This window comes from Bradyrhizobium uaiense (assembly GCF_010811875.1).
GTDB classification, from domain to species: Bacteria; Pseudomonadota; Alphaproteobacteria; order Rhizobiales; family Xanthobacteraceae; genus Bradyrhizobium; species Bradyrhizobium uaiense.
Map to the genome: position 1 here is coordinate 1 of NZ_VKHP01000223.1, position 15,729 is coordinate 15,729.

Annotated in this window: 13 protein-coding genes; 1 reads left to right on the plus strand and 12 read right to left on the minus strand. The window is 59.7% G+C overall.

All coding sequences use genetic code 11. From position 1 onward, the window contains the following. A partial coding sequence (locus FNJ47_RS54025) for a LysR family transcriptional regulator (RefSeq protein WP_347341761.1) occupies nucleotides 1-79 on the minus strand: 79 nt, incomplete at its 3' end. A gap of 386 nt (nucleotides 80-465) precedes the next feature. After that, nucleotides 466-1,092, minus strand: a complete 627-nt coding sequence (locus FNJ47_RS36430) for a response regulator transcription factor (RefSeq protein WP_163160721.1) — start codon at nucleotides 1,090-1,092, stop codon at nucleotides 466-468. A gap of 222 nt (nucleotides 1,093-1,314) precedes the next feature. On the opposite strand from FNJ47_RS36430, the gene FNJ47_RS36435 reads away from it, so the two are divergent. Next, on the plus strand, nucleotides 1,315-1,719 hold the full coding sequence (locus FNJ47_RS36435) for a response regulator (protein ID WP_236000291.1): 405 nt from the start codon (nucleotides 1,315-1,317) through the stop codon (nucleotides 1,717-1,719). Here FNJ47_RS36435 and FNJ47_RS36440 read toward each other — a convergent pair. From FNJ47_RS36440 to FNJ47_RS36485, 10 genes are all read right to left on the minus strand, one after another. Continuing rightward, the gene (locus FNJ47_RS36440; RefSeq protein ID WP_163160722.1) at nucleotides 1,714-7,977 is read right to left on the minus strand and encodes an AAA family ATPase; all 6,264 of its coding nucleotides are present in this window, start codon (nucleotides 7,975-7,977) and stop codon (nucleotides 1,714-1,716) included. The two genes, FNJ47_RS36435 and FNJ47_RS36440, sit on opposite strands and share 6 nt — an antisense overlap. 590 nt (nucleotides 7,978-8,567) lie before the next feature. Further along, complete coding sequence (gene hemA / locus FNJ47_RS36445; protein WP_163160723.1) at nucleotides 8,568-9,797, minus strand: 5-aminolevulinate synthase; 1,230 nt, start codon at nucleotides 9,795-9,797, stop codon at nucleotides 8,568-8,570. A 322-nt stretch (nucleotides 9,798-10,119) separates the two neighbouring features. Then, complete coding sequence (locus FNJ47_RS36450; RefSeq protein WP_163160724.1) at nucleotides 10,120-10,329, minus strand: hypothetical protein; 210 nt, start codon at nucleotides 10,327-10,329, stop codon at nucleotides 10,120-10,122. Then, nucleotides 10,326-10,508 carry a hypothetical protein gene (locus FNJ47_RS36455; RefSeq protein ID WP_163160725.1) on the minus strand — a complete coding sequence of 61 codons (183 nt, stop codon included), beginning with the start codon at nucleotides 10,506-10,508 and terminating at the stop codon, nucleotides 10,326-10,328. The genes FNJ47_RS36450 and FNJ47_RS36455 overlap by 4 nt, the downstream gene beginning before the upstream one ends. 130 nt (nucleotides 10,509-10,638) lie before the next feature. After that, entirely contained in the window at nucleotides 10,639-10,872 is a 234-nt protein-coding gene (locus FNJ47_RS36460) for a DUF6894 family protein (RefSeq protein ID WP_163160726.1), read from the minus strand. Between the two features lie 181 nt (nucleotides 10,873-11,053). Beyond that, nucleotides 11,054-11,362, minus strand: a complete 309-nt coding sequence (locus FNJ47_RS36465) for a hypothetical protein (RefSeq protein ID WP_163160727.1) — start codon at nucleotides 11,360-11,362, stop codon at nucleotides 11,054-11,056. A 240-nt stretch (nucleotides 11,363-11,602) separates the two neighbouring features. Further along, the gene (locus FNJ47_RS36470; RefSeq protein ID WP_163160728.1) at nucleotides 11,603-12,787 is read right to left on the minus strand and encodes an HlyD family secretion protein; all 1,185 of its coding nucleotides are present in this window, start codon (nucleotides 12,785-12,787) and stop codon (nucleotides 11,603-11,605) included. Between the two features lie 11 nt (nucleotides 12,788-12,798). After that, the gene (locus FNJ47_RS36475; RefSeq protein WP_163160729.1) at nucleotides 12,799-13,002 is read right to left on the minus strand and encodes a DUF1656 domain-containing protein; all 204 of its coding nucleotides are present in this window, start codon (nucleotides 13,000-13,002) and stop codon (nucleotides 12,799-12,801) included. Then, a complete protein-coding gene (locus tag FNJ47_RS36480) occupies nucleotides 13,002-14,822 on the minus strand; it encodes an FUSC family protein (protein WP_163160730.1) in 1,821 nt (606 codons plus the stop codon). The genes FNJ47_RS36475 and FNJ47_RS36480 overlap by 1 nt, the downstream gene beginning before the upstream one ends. Nucleotides 14,823-14,856: 34 nt before the next feature. Beyond that, a complete protein-coding gene (locus FNJ47_RS36485) occupies nucleotides 14,857-15,384 on the minus strand; it encodes a winged helix-turn-helix domain-containing protein (RefSeq protein ID WP_163160731.1) in 528 nt (175 codons plus the stop codon). Nucleotides 15,385-15,729 lie beyond the last annotated feature (345 nt).

A 15,729-nucleotide genomic window follows, 5' to 3' on the forward strand; every position in this document is an offset into this window, starting at 1 on the left:
CGTTGCACTGCTCGGCCGCGCGGGTGAAGTTGAGCGTCGCGGCAACGGCGAGAAAGTAGCGAACTTGATGAAGCTCCATGGATTGTCGTTCTCCGTCAAGGCGCCCGGACTTTACTGACGAGCCCCGCGTCGTTCCGTCCTGACTGGCGTTGCGTGTCGTGATTGACCGTTTCCAGAAAAAATTCTTGAAATGTAATTTGACGGCTTGCGGCGCTGCGGTCGATTGCCCGCAGGTGGTGTGAGGTTTGCCTGTGGTTAGACTTTCATATGCAAATCGCTTAGGGACAACGCGGTGCGAGACCTCTGGTTATGATTCCTTTGCTGCCGCACCCGGTGGCCGGATGACCGGGCAAGGGAGGATGATCAGCGGTATAGCTGACACGGCAGATCGCAAATTTGCACGAATGACCGGTACGCTGGGATAAATGCGCCGTGAAGAGGATGCACTTCGCCGGCTCAGAAACTCTATGGCCTCTTCGGCTTCATATTGAGGATTTCAGCCATCCGGCAGAGCTCGGGAAACGTACGCGCCTCCATCTTTCGCATCAGGTGGGTGCGATGCACCTTCACTGTACCCTCCGCGAGGCCGATATCGTTGGCAATCTGTTTGTTCAGGCGACCCGCCACGATATGGAGCATGATCTCACGCTCGCGCGGGCTTAGCATGTCGAAACGCGCCTTGAGCATGGCAAATGCTCTTTCACTCTCTTGACGGGTGCGATCGCGAGCGAGGCCGTTCTCGACCGCGTCAAGAAGATCCTGATCACGGAACGGTTTTGTAAGGAACTCGATTGCACCCCCCTTCATCGCTTGCACGCTCATCGGCACGTCGGCGTGAGCTGTGATGAAGATGATCGGCACTTGCCGGTTCGCAGCTGCAAGGTCGCGCTGAAGATCAAGACCGCTTCGCCCTGGCATGCGCACGTCGAGGACCAGGCAAGTGGGGCCCTCCGGTGGATCAGCCCTAAGAAAATCAGGAACAGACGAAAATTGACGGGTCTGCAAGCCGACCGCCTCCAACAGCAGCGCGACCGACGCGCGAAACTCAGGATCGTCATCGATAACCATGACGCTGGGATCTGCGTTACCCATTCCCGGTATCCCGCATTTAGGGGGAGCGCATTCTTCCCGCAAACGACGGTATTCTAGGCACAATCCATCGAGATGAAAAGTATCTGTTGCCTAAGCGGATGGGCCAAGTCCCTATGCACATCGCTTAGGGGCGCAGGTATTGCATTGCTGGGAAATGTCGCCGACAGTGAGCTTCATGCAGCAAGGTATTGCCGCCGATGATATGTGCAGCGAGGACGGTGCATGGAAGCCGCGATGTTGAACCGTGCACTGATTTCCATCGTCGATGATGATCAAACATTTCGTGAATCAATGCATCAACTCGTGATGTCGTTGGGCTATACTGTCGAAGCGTTTCCGTCAGCAGCCGATTTCCTCGCATCGCGTCTCCTGCGGGAAACCGCCTGCTTGGTCACCGACGTTCAAATGCCTGGCATGACTGGAGTTGAGCTGCACAGACACTTGGTCGACGCTGGATACGCGATTCCGACGATCCTCGTTACTGCATACCCCGATGAAGCCATCAGGGATCAGGCCCTAAGGGACGGGGTTGTTTGTTTTCTCAGCAAGCCAGTGGACGACAAGCATCTCGATCGATGCCTGCGCTCGGCGCTGCAGCCCGGTACGCCGATTGATGACAAGTCATGAATCCTCTTCGGCGCCGGGCAACGTGAACTGGAATGCAGCGCCGCGCGGCTGATTCGCTTCCGCCCATAGTTTGCCCCCATGAGCATCGATGATGGAGCGGCATATCGACAATCCCATGCCTGTTCCACTGGATTTCGTTGTGTAGAAGGTATCGAAGACCCGATCGAGATTCGCCGGATCAATGCCAGGCCCGGAATCGCGGACAGCCACGAGGGCGCCTGTCTGATCTTGCTCGGTGCTGATCACCAGCTCTCGTGTCCCCTCCTCAACCGAGCCCATGGCTTCGGCCGCATTCAGGGCAAGGTTCAGCAGGACTTGTTGCAGTTGAACGCGATCGCCCCAAATAGGGACCAGCCCATTCATAAGGTGGGTCCGGACAACGATTCTGTTCTTAGCGATTGTGCTTTGCATCATCACGGTCACCTCGTCGATCGCTTCATTGAGGTCAAAGCGCTCTTTTCGCGGGGGCGCTTTCTTGATCTGATCACGCACCCGTCCGACGATATCCTTAGCTCGGTCGGCGTCGCTGACAACGCGACCGAACGCGACCTTGGCCTTATCCAGATTTGGCGGGCTCCTTTCCAAAAAAAGCATCCCGGCACGAGCGTTGTTGCGGGCGGTTGCGATCGGATGCAGAATTTCGTGAGACAGCGAAGCAGCCAATTCTCCCATCATGCTCACGCGGTTCATGTGGGCGAAATCCGATTGCATCTGCTGCAACCGCGCCAACGCTTGTGTGCGGTCGTCGATGTCTGTTAGCAGACAGTACCAACGCACGGTACGCCCGGACTCGTCGCGAATTGGGGCGCCGCGATTTTCAAACCACCGATACTCGCCGTCAAAGCGCCTCAGGCGTAGTTCGTGATGGAAGGGAGTACCGGCGGCGAGTGACGTCTCATAAGATTCAAGGACACGGGGAAGGTCTTCAGGATGTACTGCATCGCCTGTCGCCCAGTTCTTCAGCTCTTCGACGGTTCGACCGAAATACTCGGTGAGCGGGCTATTGACGGATTCGAGTTCGCCGCTCGGAGACATGATCGCAACGAGTCCGGCTATCCCGTCAATGGCTGCTCGAAACTTCGCTTCACTCGCCCGTAAGGCTTGCTCGGTACGCTTGCGTTGCGTCACATCGACTGTACAGGTCACCGCCTCCAAAAACGCGCCCCCGGAAGAAAACAGCTGACGGCTGGCTAGCTCAACGTATTTTATTGTTCCATCAGGAAGTAAGATTCTGAATTCGAAGATTGCGAAATCCGTTTTCTGGCGCACTACTTCTTGAATTTTATCGCTCACTCCGTCTCGATCGTCCGGGTGGATGCGTCGAAGCGTATCGTCACGGCTTGGAAGGCCTTGCTGCGGATCAAACCCCCAGATTCGGTAACTCTCGTCGGACCAATAAATATACGTGTTAGTTGTCGCATTATAGACCCGAGTTCCGCTATGGCTTAGACTTTCTGCTTGCCTTAGCCAGGCCTCGGTGCGGCGCAACCGATCCTCGGCCCGCTTGCGCTCTGTCAAATCGAGCACGAACGCAACACTCTTGCCACCTCCTTCCTTGAACAACGCGGCGCCAACAAGCGCGGGAACGCGGCTTCCGTCTTTCCGAACATACTCTTTCTCGAAGGGCCGAACTATCCCGGTTGAGTTCAGTTCAGCCTGAATCAATTTGTCGCGCTCGCGACATTCGGGCGGTGACAGCTCGGTCCAGCGCACGCGCGAAACCAAGTCTTCACGGCCATATCTTACGAGATGTAGAAACGCGTCATTGGCTTCAAGAAAACGGCCTTCGCTGTCGGCAATAGCGATCCCAATGATGTTAGCGTCGACCAAACACCGAATCTGCCCTTCCCGATCTGCGACGTCGCGATAAAGTCGCGAATTTTCGAGCGAGATCGCCGCCTGTGACGCAAGCACCTTCAACAAAGCGACGCGATCGGGCGTAAAGACTCTTGGTGTCAGATCGTTCTCCAGATAGAGAACGCCTGTGAGCGTTCCCTGGTTGATAAGCGGCAAACAGAGAATAGAACGGAGATGCCCCGTTGCGATGTAGGGATCGGAAGAAAATGGATTGTGAGTTGACGCATCGTCGAGAATTACGATTTCCTTGGTCCGAATTCCGTAACGAACGAGCGACTTTGGTAGCGCCACTGAGGGCGGATAACTCCCATGCAGATGCACAGTTACGTTATCTTGGCTCGCGGTGGCCTCCGCTTGTACCATCAACTCGTCGCCCTGCGCCGTGATCAAGAGGCCGCGCCCGGCGCCGGCGTGCTCGAGAGCTGTCCGCATAAGTTTGTCGATGAGTTTGTCCAGAACCATTTCGCCTGACAAAGTCTGCGATATATCGATCATCATCTTGAGATCGAGATGCTCAACTGGCTCTTCGATTGTGCCCATTGAACCCGGCGCACGATGCTCCTGCCTAAGCCAAGGATTGAGTTGATCGAGTTGTGTTACCTTCCCGTCCGCGCCCCAGCGAAGGTAGCAATCGCGGGCGTTCCGCAGATATAGATGCGCGATCTGTCCGAAGCCTTGAATGGTGTAAAAGCGCGCCGCCAACTCTCTGGCGAGCGCTTCATTGTGGACAAAGCCGCTTGTCTGCGCCGAACGAATGGCCTGTTCGTAGAGGTTCATTGCAACGAAGGCGCGGCCATCAATGCGGGCAATCTCCGCGCCGACCAACGCCGCTCGATCTGCGAAGTTTTCGGGACAGGCCGCGGCCCAGCTCGCAAGCTGGCGGTGATGGAGATTCAAGGCGTCCAGTGCCGATGCCCGCTGGCCGGTAGATGTCGCGTCACAGAAGGCCGCGTACGACAGGGCGCTGTAGAAGTGATAGTCGGCCGTCTCCATGATGGTTAGAGACAGACTCAAAAGCGGCTGCGCCCTCGATGCGGCGTCAATCGCTGCCGCGTAGTCTCCAGCCATAAAGCGAGCTTGCAGCTTGCAGATCCAATACAGGCATTGGCCGGCCGTCGCATCCGAAGCTTTGGCGAAATCGCGCTCATTTCGCTGCTCGTCAAACTGCTCATGATCCAAGGAACCGAATCGTACCGTCTTGCCGCGCAACATTCGTACTACTGCGATTGCCGCACTGAGGAACTCAAAGCCTTGCTGTACTTCGCGAGACCTTGCCCTGTCGCCTTCCCGTTCGATGTCGGCAAGCGGATCACCGACCGTAAGAAGATTGAGCACCCGTAGATGGAAGCAGATGCCCGCATACACGAGGTCACCGGCTTTCTGCGCCGCGTCGAATGCGCGGTCCATCAGTTCGCAGCACGTTCTGATATGCTTCCTCCAAGGCATGACCATATTACCGAAGTTCAGGTACACGCCCGCCTGGAAACGCCACAGAGCACGCTCTTCGACGAGCTCATAAGCGAGTTGTCCGACGCGATATGATCGCTCGTACTCACCAAACTGTAGCCCGACGATCATACCAAACCGGGCATACGCGACCGCCGATGCGTCGCTGTTGCCGCGATCCAACGTAAGGCGGAGCATTTCGCAGACCGCGAGCGTGTAGAGGTTGAAGTCGGTGTATTGCGCTGGGGAAGAGAGGCGATTCAAGGCGTCCAGCAAGACGAGGGACGCCGGGTCGCTCATCACAGGAAGCGCCTTCAGTTCCTCGGTCGTGCGTCGGTCGAGCTCCGACCAGACTCGCCGATAGGCTGCGCGCGCCTCCTCATCGGTTGGATGCGGCGACCAGTTGATTCCTAGGTAGCTCAGGTACTCGAGACCGACAGCGATCGCGCGGCGGGGTTGATTGAGCCTGATGTAAAGGTCGATGCCGAGGCGTGCCACCACTGCTCGATCAGCAGCAGCCGTGACACGAGCAGACAATGCCGCCCAGTGCCCTTCCGCGTCCGAGAGCGCGCCGGTCAATAGCTCGCATTCCGCGCGATGAAAATCGAGCGCGAAGATAAGCTCCCAACGACGTTCCCAACAATCCTCTACCAATAGGCTTCGACCTGCGACGAAGTAACTGAGCGCCGAAACGTATGCAGTCGATGAGTTGGCACGCCGGCCTGCCGCCAGGTTAAATTCCGCCGCCCGTTCGCGTTCATCAATCGATTCGATCAAATGAACAGCTCGGTTGAGCTGATTGACGATTTCAAACGTCGCTTCGTCTCCCTTCTCCGGGGATGCTCGCGCCGCAAGCAGCCGTCCTATTCGAAGATGCGTCTCGCCGCGCAGCCGCTCTGGGATCAGCGCATAGGCGGCCTCTTGGATGCGATCATGGACGAACCGGTAAGCACCTCCCGCACGCTCGACCATCTCCTGATGGCGCGCCGGCCACAGAACCGTATCGAGCTGCTCCTCCGACATCCCGAGGATCATTGAAAGTGCCGTGCTCTCAGCAATGTTTCCGAGACAAGCCAACTGTCGCAACGCGTTTTGCGTCTCGATCGGAAGCCGAGCGAGCTTCCCCACCATGAGTTCTACGACATTGTCGGTGTAGTCTTTGGCGTGAATGCGGTCGATATCCCAGATCCAGCGCGCGCCATCATGATCGAACGCCAGTAGCCCTTCTTCGACGAGCGAGGACAGGAACTGAATGACGAAAAACGGATTGCCGTCAGTCTTAGCATGCAACAGCTTCGCAAGCGGTGCGGCGCGCTCCGGCGGACAGCGAAGAGCGTCCGCAACCAATTTCCCAACGTGCTCGTGGTCGAGCCGCGAAAGCTTGATCTCGACCACATTTCCGTTAGCTGCCTTGATAGCGCCGATTTTTTTCATGAGCGGATGGGCCGGAGCGACATCGTTGTCGCGATAGGCACCCACCAGCATGAGATGCCGAATGTCCGACCGCATAAGGTCTTCCAACAGATCAAGCGTCGCCGCGTCGAGCCACTGTAAATCGTCGAGGAAGAGCGCAAGTGGTTGGTCCGCGCGGGCAAATACGCTTATGAAGGAGCGAAATGCGAGCTGAAATCGGCGTTGTGCCTGCTGTGGAGGTAGCTCAGGAACCGATGGCTGGTCCCCGATGATTAGCTTCAGTTCGGGTATGAGATCGATCACGAGCCGCCCATTGGATCCCAACGCCTCTAGAAGCGCGTGGCGCCAGGTCGCCAACTCTACGTCGCTCTTGCTGAGGAGAGGCGGGATGAGGCCCTGGAAGGCCTGCACCAGCGTCGCGTAAGGGATATCGCGCTTGTACTGGTCGAACTTCCCGAACGCGAACAAACCGCGTGGCTGCACGAGCACTTTGTGCAGTTCATCGACGACGGAGGACTTACCAATACCGGAATAACCTGAAACCAACACCAATTCCGCGACACCGGTTTTGGTGACGCGATCGAAGCAGGAAAGCAGCGTCGCGATCTCGCGATCTCGCCCGTACAGCTTTTCGGGGATCAACAGTTGGTTTGGCGTGTCTTGCTGACCGATCGGGAAGTCATCGATGTGGCGGCGCTCTTCCAATTCGGCCAAGCAGCGTCGTAGGTCGCGCTCGACACCGGCAGCGGTCTGGTATCGATCCTCGGGCGTCTTGGCGAGCAGCTTCATAATGATCGCCGAAACGGGCGCCGGGACACTGTCGCGTCGCTTCCCCGGCGGTACCGGCTTTCTGGCAATATGGCAGTGCACCCATTCCATCGGATCGGCGGCCGTTAGGGGGAGAACGCCTGTTAGCATTTGGTACAAGGTGATGCCGAGGGCGTAGAGATCGCTGCGGGCGTCGATCGACCGGTTCATCCGCCCGGTTTGTTCGGGCGCCATGTAGGCGAGCGTGCCGGCGATGGTCTCGGGTGGCTCGGGGGCCTGCCGCTCGCGCGACAAGCGCGATGCAATGCCAAACCCGGTGAGTCGCACGCGTCCATCCGAACAATTCACCACGACATTAGCTGGCTTGATATCCTTGTGGATGAGTCCGCGCTGATGAAGCTTTCCCAGAGCTGAGGAGACCCCGATAGCCAGCGTCAAGAACGGCCCTACCTCCATCGCTCCATCGAGCAAATGGTCGAGCGGCTCGCCGCCCTGATCATTGAGCACCAGCACGGTCCGACTGGCGTCGCGCATGAGTGCGAGCGGCTGGGCCGCCCATGCCCTGTCGAGCTCATCTTTCAGCTCGTATTCGTGCGTGAGGCGATCGAGTGTTGAGGGGGACGGGTGGTCCGCGGCAGGGGCAACAAGCAGCACGGCGCGCCGATTTCCATTATCGTCCAGCCGCCAGCCACGGCTGAACACGCGCTCGCCGTCCTCCCATAGCACCTGAGAGCTATCGTCCGAGTACCCGATATTCGGCGATTGCTGCACCATTTGTCAGACTCCGGCACCCGGGCGCCGACTTGAAGTCCGCTGATTAAGCTCCTCGCGCGCCGCGCGCTCGGTCTTGGGTACGGTCGAGCGCGTCACGGCATGAAATCATATACCTAATCCAAGGTCTGTCAGGAGGGCTGGAGCGTGGCAGCTCGTGGCAAGGCGCGACCGGAAGTGACGCCATACTAAGCGCGCCGTAGTCAGCGCCGGCACCTTCCCGATAAACATCTGTTTCCGTTACCGCTTTGCGCGGCCGGAACCTATCTGAAGGTCAACGGCGGACGGCTCTGTGCGAGCGCCTCTGGGGCTACACCGACGAGTTCCCGGTCCGTAGAAAGGCCTGCGGGACTTTCTCGACGCAATTTTAGTGTGACGGAGAGAGTGGAAGTCAATCCCCATTGATTTACCAGCTGTTTTCATTTCCGGCGTGGGGGAACCTACGGTCCAGACTACTAGATGTTAGAGCCTCATCCCACGTACGCCAAAGCCCGGCCTAGGGGTCTTGCTAATCGCCGAGCCGCGAGAGTGGATAGAGTAATTGGCGCCTGTGCTGGATACGAGGCTTGTACCGATGCTGCTTGTGGTGGCAGTCACTCCGCCGCGAGCATATGCCGTCGCAAGGGCAACCCAAGCCGCCCCCATACATCGACCAGCGCTTCAGCCAGCGCGTCGATCAGTGCGTCATCATGATAGGGCGTCGGCGTGATGCGCAGCCGCTCCGTGCCGCGCGGGACGGTCGGATAGTTGATCGGCTGAGCATAGATGCCGTGTTCGGCGAGCAGGAGATCGCTCGCCTCCTTGCATCTTTCCGGATCACCCACCATGACAGGCACAATGTGCGTTTCGCTGGGCATGACCGGTAGGCCGGCGGCGTTGAGCACGGACTTTACCCGCGCGGCGCGGTCCTGATGGCGGTCGCGCTCCCATTGCGAACCCTTGAGATGGCGGATTGCCGCTGTAGCGGCGGCGCAGACCGCGGGCGGCAGCGCGGTGGTGAAAATGAACCCCGGTGCGTAGGAGCGCACTGCATCGATGACGTCGGCATTCGCAGCGATGTAGCCGCCGAGGCCGCCGAAGGCCTTCGCCAGCGTGCCCTCGACCACGTCGATCCGGTGCAGGGCCCCTTCCCGCGCCGCGATGCCGGCGCCGGCCGGGCCATACATGCCGGCCGAATGGACCTCGTCGATGTAGGTCATGGCCCCGTAACGCTCTGCGAGATCGCAGATTCGGTTCACCGGTGCGACGTCCCCGTCCATCGAGTAGAGCGCCTCGAATACGATCAGCTTTGGCCGCTCGGGCGCCGCGGCTGCCAGCAGTGCTTCGAGGTGGCTGACGTCGTTGTGTCGCCAGATCTTCTTCTCCACGCCGGCACGGCGCGCGCCCTCGATCATCGAATTGTGGTTCCAGGCGTCCGACAGGATCACACAATTCGGCAGCAGTTTTGCGATGGTCGGGATGCCGGTTGCGTTGGAGACGTAGCCCGAGGTGAAGACCAGCGCGGCCTCCTTGTCGTGCAAACCGGCGAGTTCCCGTTCTAGTTCGACCAAGGGATGATTTGTACCGGAGATGTTGCGGGTGCCGCCCGCGCCGGCACCCATGCGGGTCGCGGTTTCGACCATCGCACCGATCACCTTCGGATGCTGGCCCATGCCGAGATAATCGTTCGAGCACCAGATCACGACCGGCCGTGGGCCATTCGGGGAATGCCATATTGCGTGCGGGAAACGCCCGGCGATGCGCTCGAGGTCCGCAAATACGCGGTAGCGCCGTTCAGCGTGCAGACGAGCAAGCGCTGCGGTGAAGAAATGATCGTGTGTCATAGAACCACATCTCCATCGTGTTTGTGCTCAACGATTGCGCCCAAGCGATCCGACACGCATTCGATCCGGCGTCGCCGCCGTCAGGCCTAAAAAGGGGCGGCCGGTCCTCGGGAGGGGAAGGACCGGCCGCCGCCGGCTACGGCGAAGGGCCAGGGGAGGTCCGGCGCCGAGCAGTTGCGAAGCTGTCCACCTTCGCGAGGCAAACTGGTACCCCACGCGGAACGTCGGTGCGAGTAAAGCAGACCAAATCTCGGCAACTCGTCGCGAATGTGCGTCTCGTGTATCGGCTACAATCGCCAGGAGAAGTGATCCGTTTTTCAAACTAAGCTCCCCTGCCGCCCTGCTTGCCGATCACGCAGCGCCATGCTGCGAGACGCTCGGCGGGATGCTCCTTCATCCAGTCGGCAAGCTGCGGCGCGCCCATCAAGCATGACTGCACAGAGACGCTAGCAAAGTCAGACGTGGTGACGGTTTGCTCGTGGCAGTTCGTCGGGGAAGACAGGCTGCACAGCAGAGCAATGACCGCAATCACGACGAAGCCCCCTCACCGCGTTGGGCCATGAGGCCACTGGCTCCGATTGCCGGCGCCGTGTTCCGCTCGCTGTCCGGATCGGCCGGCGGGAAGACGCTGTCATATATGGCGCGGGCTTCCAGGATCAGGCGTATGCGCTCGCGCTCTGATTTCGAGACAAATCGAATAACGTCACCCATAGCAGGCTCCTATTGAATTATGTCCATCATTCCTTAAGTTCATCTGGGTGCCCTGGTGCCGGTTTGAAGCCCGCAGATGGTCACGAGCAATAAAAAGTGCGTGACACGGACCGGCAGGCCAGGAGGACCATCAATGCGGCTTGCCGAGGATCAATGTGAAGGGCACGACGAACAGTTCATCGCCCTGGTCGTCGCTGACATGCACGACCCAGTCGCGCCAGTCCTCGAGGCTGCTCTCGTTCGTGACCGACTGCACGACGCGGGTCGCGAGGTCGCGCGCCTCAGCGAGGTCGTCCACCACGGCGCCGCGGTCATCGAGGAAAACCTTCTTCGTATTGGAGCAGTGGAAAAATACCTGGGTCATGTTCACCTCCTTCAGCTGAGACAAATCGCCACCTCAGCGTTGCCGCTGAGCTCGACGATGCGGAGCAGGCACCAACAGCGGTGATGTCATCAAGATTTGGAACCACATCCACGTGGTCATGAGCGGAAACAGGATCATCTGAGCACCTCGGGGATTGCGGCCAGCCGCTTGGCGGTGGGGCTCAACCGCCGCACTTCGTCGCCAGCAGGTCGTTGAACGCGTTGATCTCTGAGTCGAGCACAACGAAATTTCGTCCGCCGCCGGCGCACCTTGCCTCGACCTGCCGAAGTGTCACCGACTCATAGAACGAGGTGGCGTAGGCACGGCAAATCTTTTCCTTGTCGGCGTCCCTAGCAGGCTGGCTGCGCAACAATTCCCAGCGTGACCGCGACGCATCGATATCCCTGATCGACGTACATTCCGTCGCAACAGCGGGAATCGTGAACGCATTGAGCGCGGCGGACGCGACGACCACAGCTATTCTCCTCATGACCTAACTCCGCAAAACGAATTGTCAGGAAGAGAATTGCAGTTCGGCGGGCCTCGTTCTATTGCACGCGGGTCGTTCCGAGTACGGCCCTGGTTGCTCCTCATAAACCTTGGCTTAGGAATGGCGCGCGTCGGATTCGGATGCGCTAGAAAATCCACTGCCTCCCCGTGAGGATGACGGCATCACGCCCTGTCGACAGCAGAGACGCCAGCATGCCCGGCGAATAGCGGCCTTCCACGGCTAAGGCGACGAGGGGCCAGGGATGCAGTCCGGCCGTGCCGAAGCTCCGCCGATCAATCCGAAGAAGCTCGTTTCGAGCTCGGAGCGGGCTTTTTGCAACAGCGTTTTGTTCTCGCCGTCCCGGATCGTGACGGTTGCGGTCAAGCCCGACACCAGCGGCACGCCGGCCGGCACCTGGTCGATCGCGATCCGGATCGGCACTCGCTGCGCCAACCGCACCCAAGTGTAGACTGGATCGACGTTGGGTAATCCCTGTGTCGCGGCCGCCGCGTTGGATACGCTGACGCCACGCGTCACCGTCGCGATGTGACCAATGATAGGCATCGAGTAACCCATCAGCTTTGCCTCGGCGCGATCACCTACGCATAACCGGGCCAGCTTGGTTTCCTCGAAATAGCCGTCCACCCAATAGCTATCCGTGTCGATGACCGAAACATTGCCAGCACCTTGATGCGCATAGTCTCCCTCTCGGAGCAGGAGATTGGTGACAATGCCATTCACGGGACTGCGCACTTCGGTGCGCTGCAGATTGATATCCGCTTGCGCCACCTGCTGTTGAGCCGATTCCACGGCCGCTTTTGCCTGGAGCGCATTTCCCTCATAGATCTGCTTCTCTTCGGTGCTGCTCGCCAGGTCCGACAAGCGACGGCGGCGCTCGGACTGCAGCTCCTTGACGTTCAAGTCAGCCGACTTTTGCTGCAACGTTGCCTTGTTCGTTCGCAGCGCAACCTCGAAGTCGAATGGATCGATCACATACAGGACGTCGCCCTTGTGAACGAACTGATTGTCGACGATTCTGAGTTCCTTGATCTTGCCTGAGATCTCCGGCGCAACGCTCGCGACCTGCACGCGCACGCGTCCATCCCGGGTCCAGGGCCCGGCATTGTAGTGGTCCCACGCCACGAGTGCGATCAGGACCGCGACGATGGCAATCCCGGCTGTCGCAACCCTGCGCAACACAAGCCGTCCGGATCGCAAGGCGTCGCTTCGCCGTCGGGCCGTGGACCTTCGGGGCGGAGAGACGGCCGGTTCGTCGCCCGGATCGCGCTCCGGTATCCTTCGCGCGATCTCGTCGGATTCACCGCCTTGACGAGCCGATGCGTCACCGGAACGCGGCGGGAAGCGCGTGACCGCTGCCTCCACCTCGTCTTGCTGATAGACCTCATCATCAATGGTCGTACCCATGGCCATCTCCTCTAGAACAACAGCATCAACATGCCGAGAACCGTTACGAACAGGCTCAGCTCTGCAACCGGGGCGTGGCTGAACAGCTTGGCAAAGCCGACGACATGAAGAAGCGGTCGCAGAACCATGACGACGGCGAGAGTGATCGCCAGATACGTTACGAATGGCGCCAACAGAACGCCCCCGATCACCAGCTCCGGAAAGGTGTGCGCCATCAGACCGTCTCCCCGGCAGACCCGGTGCCGTTACCCCGATCGACTGTGTTGCCTGTCAAGATCAGGCAGGCTGCAGCTTCCGCTTCGATAGCGTCTTTCTGCGAGGTCGCTTCGCGCAACCGATCTGCAATGGCCTGTGGAGTGACCGTATCGCGCTCGACGATCGCCTCGCGGGCCCTGCCTGCGAGCGGCCCATCGGCGAACCGCGTCAGCATGGCATCGCAAAGCCGCAGCATTGCCGCTTGGTCGAAGCAAGACAGCATTTCAGCAAGGGCGCGACTGTCCTGCGCGCCTCCAGCGGCCAGAAATTGCCCGATTCGCGACGCGTCGCGGAACGTGGCTTCCTCCGGACTCTCTCCATTCCGGTGGACCCGATCCCTGAGCTCGTTTCGAGCCTCGACGAGAAGCCGCATCCTGCGCTGGTCATCCGAGACGGGAGGAATCAGCGTCTGTGCTGCAAGCAGGAGTGCGGCCGCGGCGCCTAGAAATAGTGATGTAAAGAGGAAGGTCTCCGGATTGTAGGTCTGCGGGTTGCTCGGCGCCAGGAGAGCCGGAATGGAAAGCAAATTGACACGGCCAAGTGCCGACCACAGCAGATTTTTGGAGGTCATCAGGAGTGCAGCACCGACTATAAAGGGAGCAAGACCGATGGCCAACAGAGGAAAGGCGTCGGCTCCATTGAGGATGATGAACTCGAGAATGCCGGTCAGCACCGCTGCGATCGGCGTACCGACCAATGCGATCGCCGTGAAGCCGCGCGGATTCGGGGTCGTGGCTCCCAATCCAGCGATCAGGACCACGAATGACATTGATGCGCTCGCCGCGGGCCACCCAGCCCAGACGTAGAGGATCGAAGCAATTGCAAGCCATAGAGTGGCGCGGATACCGCTTGCGGCGGCAATGCGATAAGAACGATACAGGGGCGCGCGCCACAATCGCGATGGCCACCTGACTGATCTCAAGGCCAGCAAGTCCGCCCGAACCTGTTCGTCCCGGCGCAGCAGCTCGTTCTGTGCTACGGCTTTGCTCTCGACATCGCGGCCGTGGGCACCATCGTTGTTGAGGACGCGAGCCGCCTGCAATTCAGCAATGAGACCAACGGCCACGCTGCGGGCAGCCGCGCTCACGATGGGGCCGCTACTCGATTCGAAAACCACGCTCGCCGTCTCGGGACGGAGCGTTACGATGTCCTGAAGCAGCGTCGCGAATGTCGTCGGGTTACCTGGTTCGCCGCGGAACGCTGCCCTCGCAAAATCGCGAACCCGGCGATGAATCGCCGCGAGTTGCGCTACAAGCTGCGGATGGCGATCGGGGGCAAACGCCAACGTATTGACCACTGCAATCGACAGAACGCCGACCGCGATCGCGGCGCCGCGCGCCATGCTGGATTCAAACACATGCTTCGGGGTGTCGATCTGCTGTGTGGCAACAAGCGCGACCGTGTAGCCCGACAACACCGCGGCATAGGCCCGGTAGCCGTCCAAAAGCTTCGCCGCAAAGACGCAAAGACCAATCCACACCGCAAACGCGGCCAGGATCAGATCCCTCGCCTGGGAGAAAAGGCCAGTGATTGCGATGGACGCTGTCAGGCCCACAACGGTGGCGAGCAGTCGAAAAGCTGCCTTGTCCAGTGCTTGGCCGCGGGTTGGTTCGGCAAGAATGGCAACAGTGAGCGCCGCCGTGGTCGGTGCTTCAAGCTGCAGCCAAAAGCTCACGAACAAGGCCAGGATCGTTGCCAGCCAGACGCGGATGGCGAAGCTCCAGGAGCCGACGGGAATCTTCGCGATGGTGAACGGCTGCTCTGTCGATATCGCGACCACGGCAATGCCTCTGCGGATGCTGCGCCACGCGCGCTCAGCTCTCGTGTCCCGACACATCGACTGCAGCAACGAAGCAGTAGCCGCGTCCGGGGATGTTGACGATGAACCGATGCCCGTCCCGGCCGTCACGTAGCGCGCGTCGCAGCGCGGACATGTGGACCGTGAGGTTGGCAGGTTCGACAAAGACATTGGGCCAGACCCGGGCCATCAAGTCCTGCTTGCTCACCAGCTCGCCGCGGCGTTCGAGCAGGACGATCAATATCTCCAGAGCCCGGCTTCCGAGAGGGACCGGCTTGTCGCCCTCGCGCAGGAGAAACTGCGTCGGAAGCAGGCAGAATGGTCCGAACGAGACTTTGGCTGAAGCGGCGCCGGCCGATACGGCTCGCTTCTCGGGAAATGGATTGTCCGTTTCCGGACTACGAGCAGTGCGTCTCAGGTCCCGTCCCGATTCGGGATCAAATTGTGTCAGGCTTCCGAAGGCTGCCGTCGACTCCGATGCGCGCATCATGACCTCGCGTACTTTTGCAGGGCTGATCCCTGCGAAGATGCTGGTGAGGCGCAACTTGATGGTTTGAGGTGCCCCGAGCTATCCCACGCTGGTGGCGCGCAATGACGGATTTGGTTGTCTGGCCTAAACCTAGATTTACAAGCCGGGGTGAAGGCCGCATGCTGTCGCTGATCAAAGAGGTCGCAGAGCAGGTCGTACTCATGAATCGGGACCCGATGTCTGCTCGCCGGGCAACAGCGGCGCAATAGCGGACCTCGCTGGACGTCGATGGGCCATGTGTGGACGGCTCCGGGTTGGCAAGGAGAATCTTCACTTTGCAGCATTGGTCGGAGCAGCCATGTGTTCGGCCTGTTGACGCGGTACCCATGACCGCTGGCCATAATGCCCTCCGCGGATCAG

Coding starts and splice junctions, on each gene's coding strand:
- FNJ47_RS36430 (WP_163160721.1), bottom strand. CDS start 1,092: ATGGGTAACGCAGATCCCAGCGTCATGGTTATCGATGACGATCCTGAG.
- FNJ47_RS36435 (WP_236000291.1), top strand. CDS start 1,315: ATGGAAGCCGCGATGTTGAACCGTGCACTGATTTCCATCGTCGATGAT.
- FNJ47_RS36440 (WP_163160722.1), bottom strand. CDS start 7,977: ATGGTGCAGCAATCGCCGAATATCGGGTACTCGGACGATAGCTCTCAG.
- hemA (WP_163160723.1), bottom strand. CDS start 9,797: ATGACACACGATCATTTCTTCACCGCAGCGCTTGCTCGTCTGCACGCT.
- FNJ47_RS36455 (WP_163160725.1), bottom strand. CDS start 10,508: ATGGGTGACGTTATTCGATTTGTCTCGAAATCAGAGCGCGAGCGCATA.
- FNJ47_RS36460 (WP_163160726.1), bottom strand. CDS start 10,872: ATGACCCAGGTATTTTTCCACTGCTCCAATACGAAGAAGGTTTTCCTC.
- FNJ47_RS36465 (WP_163160727.1), bottom strand. CDS start 11,362: ATGAGGAGAATAGCTGTGGTCGTCGCGTCCGCCGCGCTCAATGCGTTC.
- FNJ47_RS36470 (WP_163160728.1), bottom strand. CDS start 12,787: ATGGGTACGACCATTGATGATGAGGTCTATCAGCAAGACGAGGTGGAG.
- FNJ47_RS36475 (WP_163160729.1), bottom strand. CDS start 13,002: ATGGCGCACACCTTTCCGGAGCTGGTGATCGGGGGCGTTCTGTTGGCG.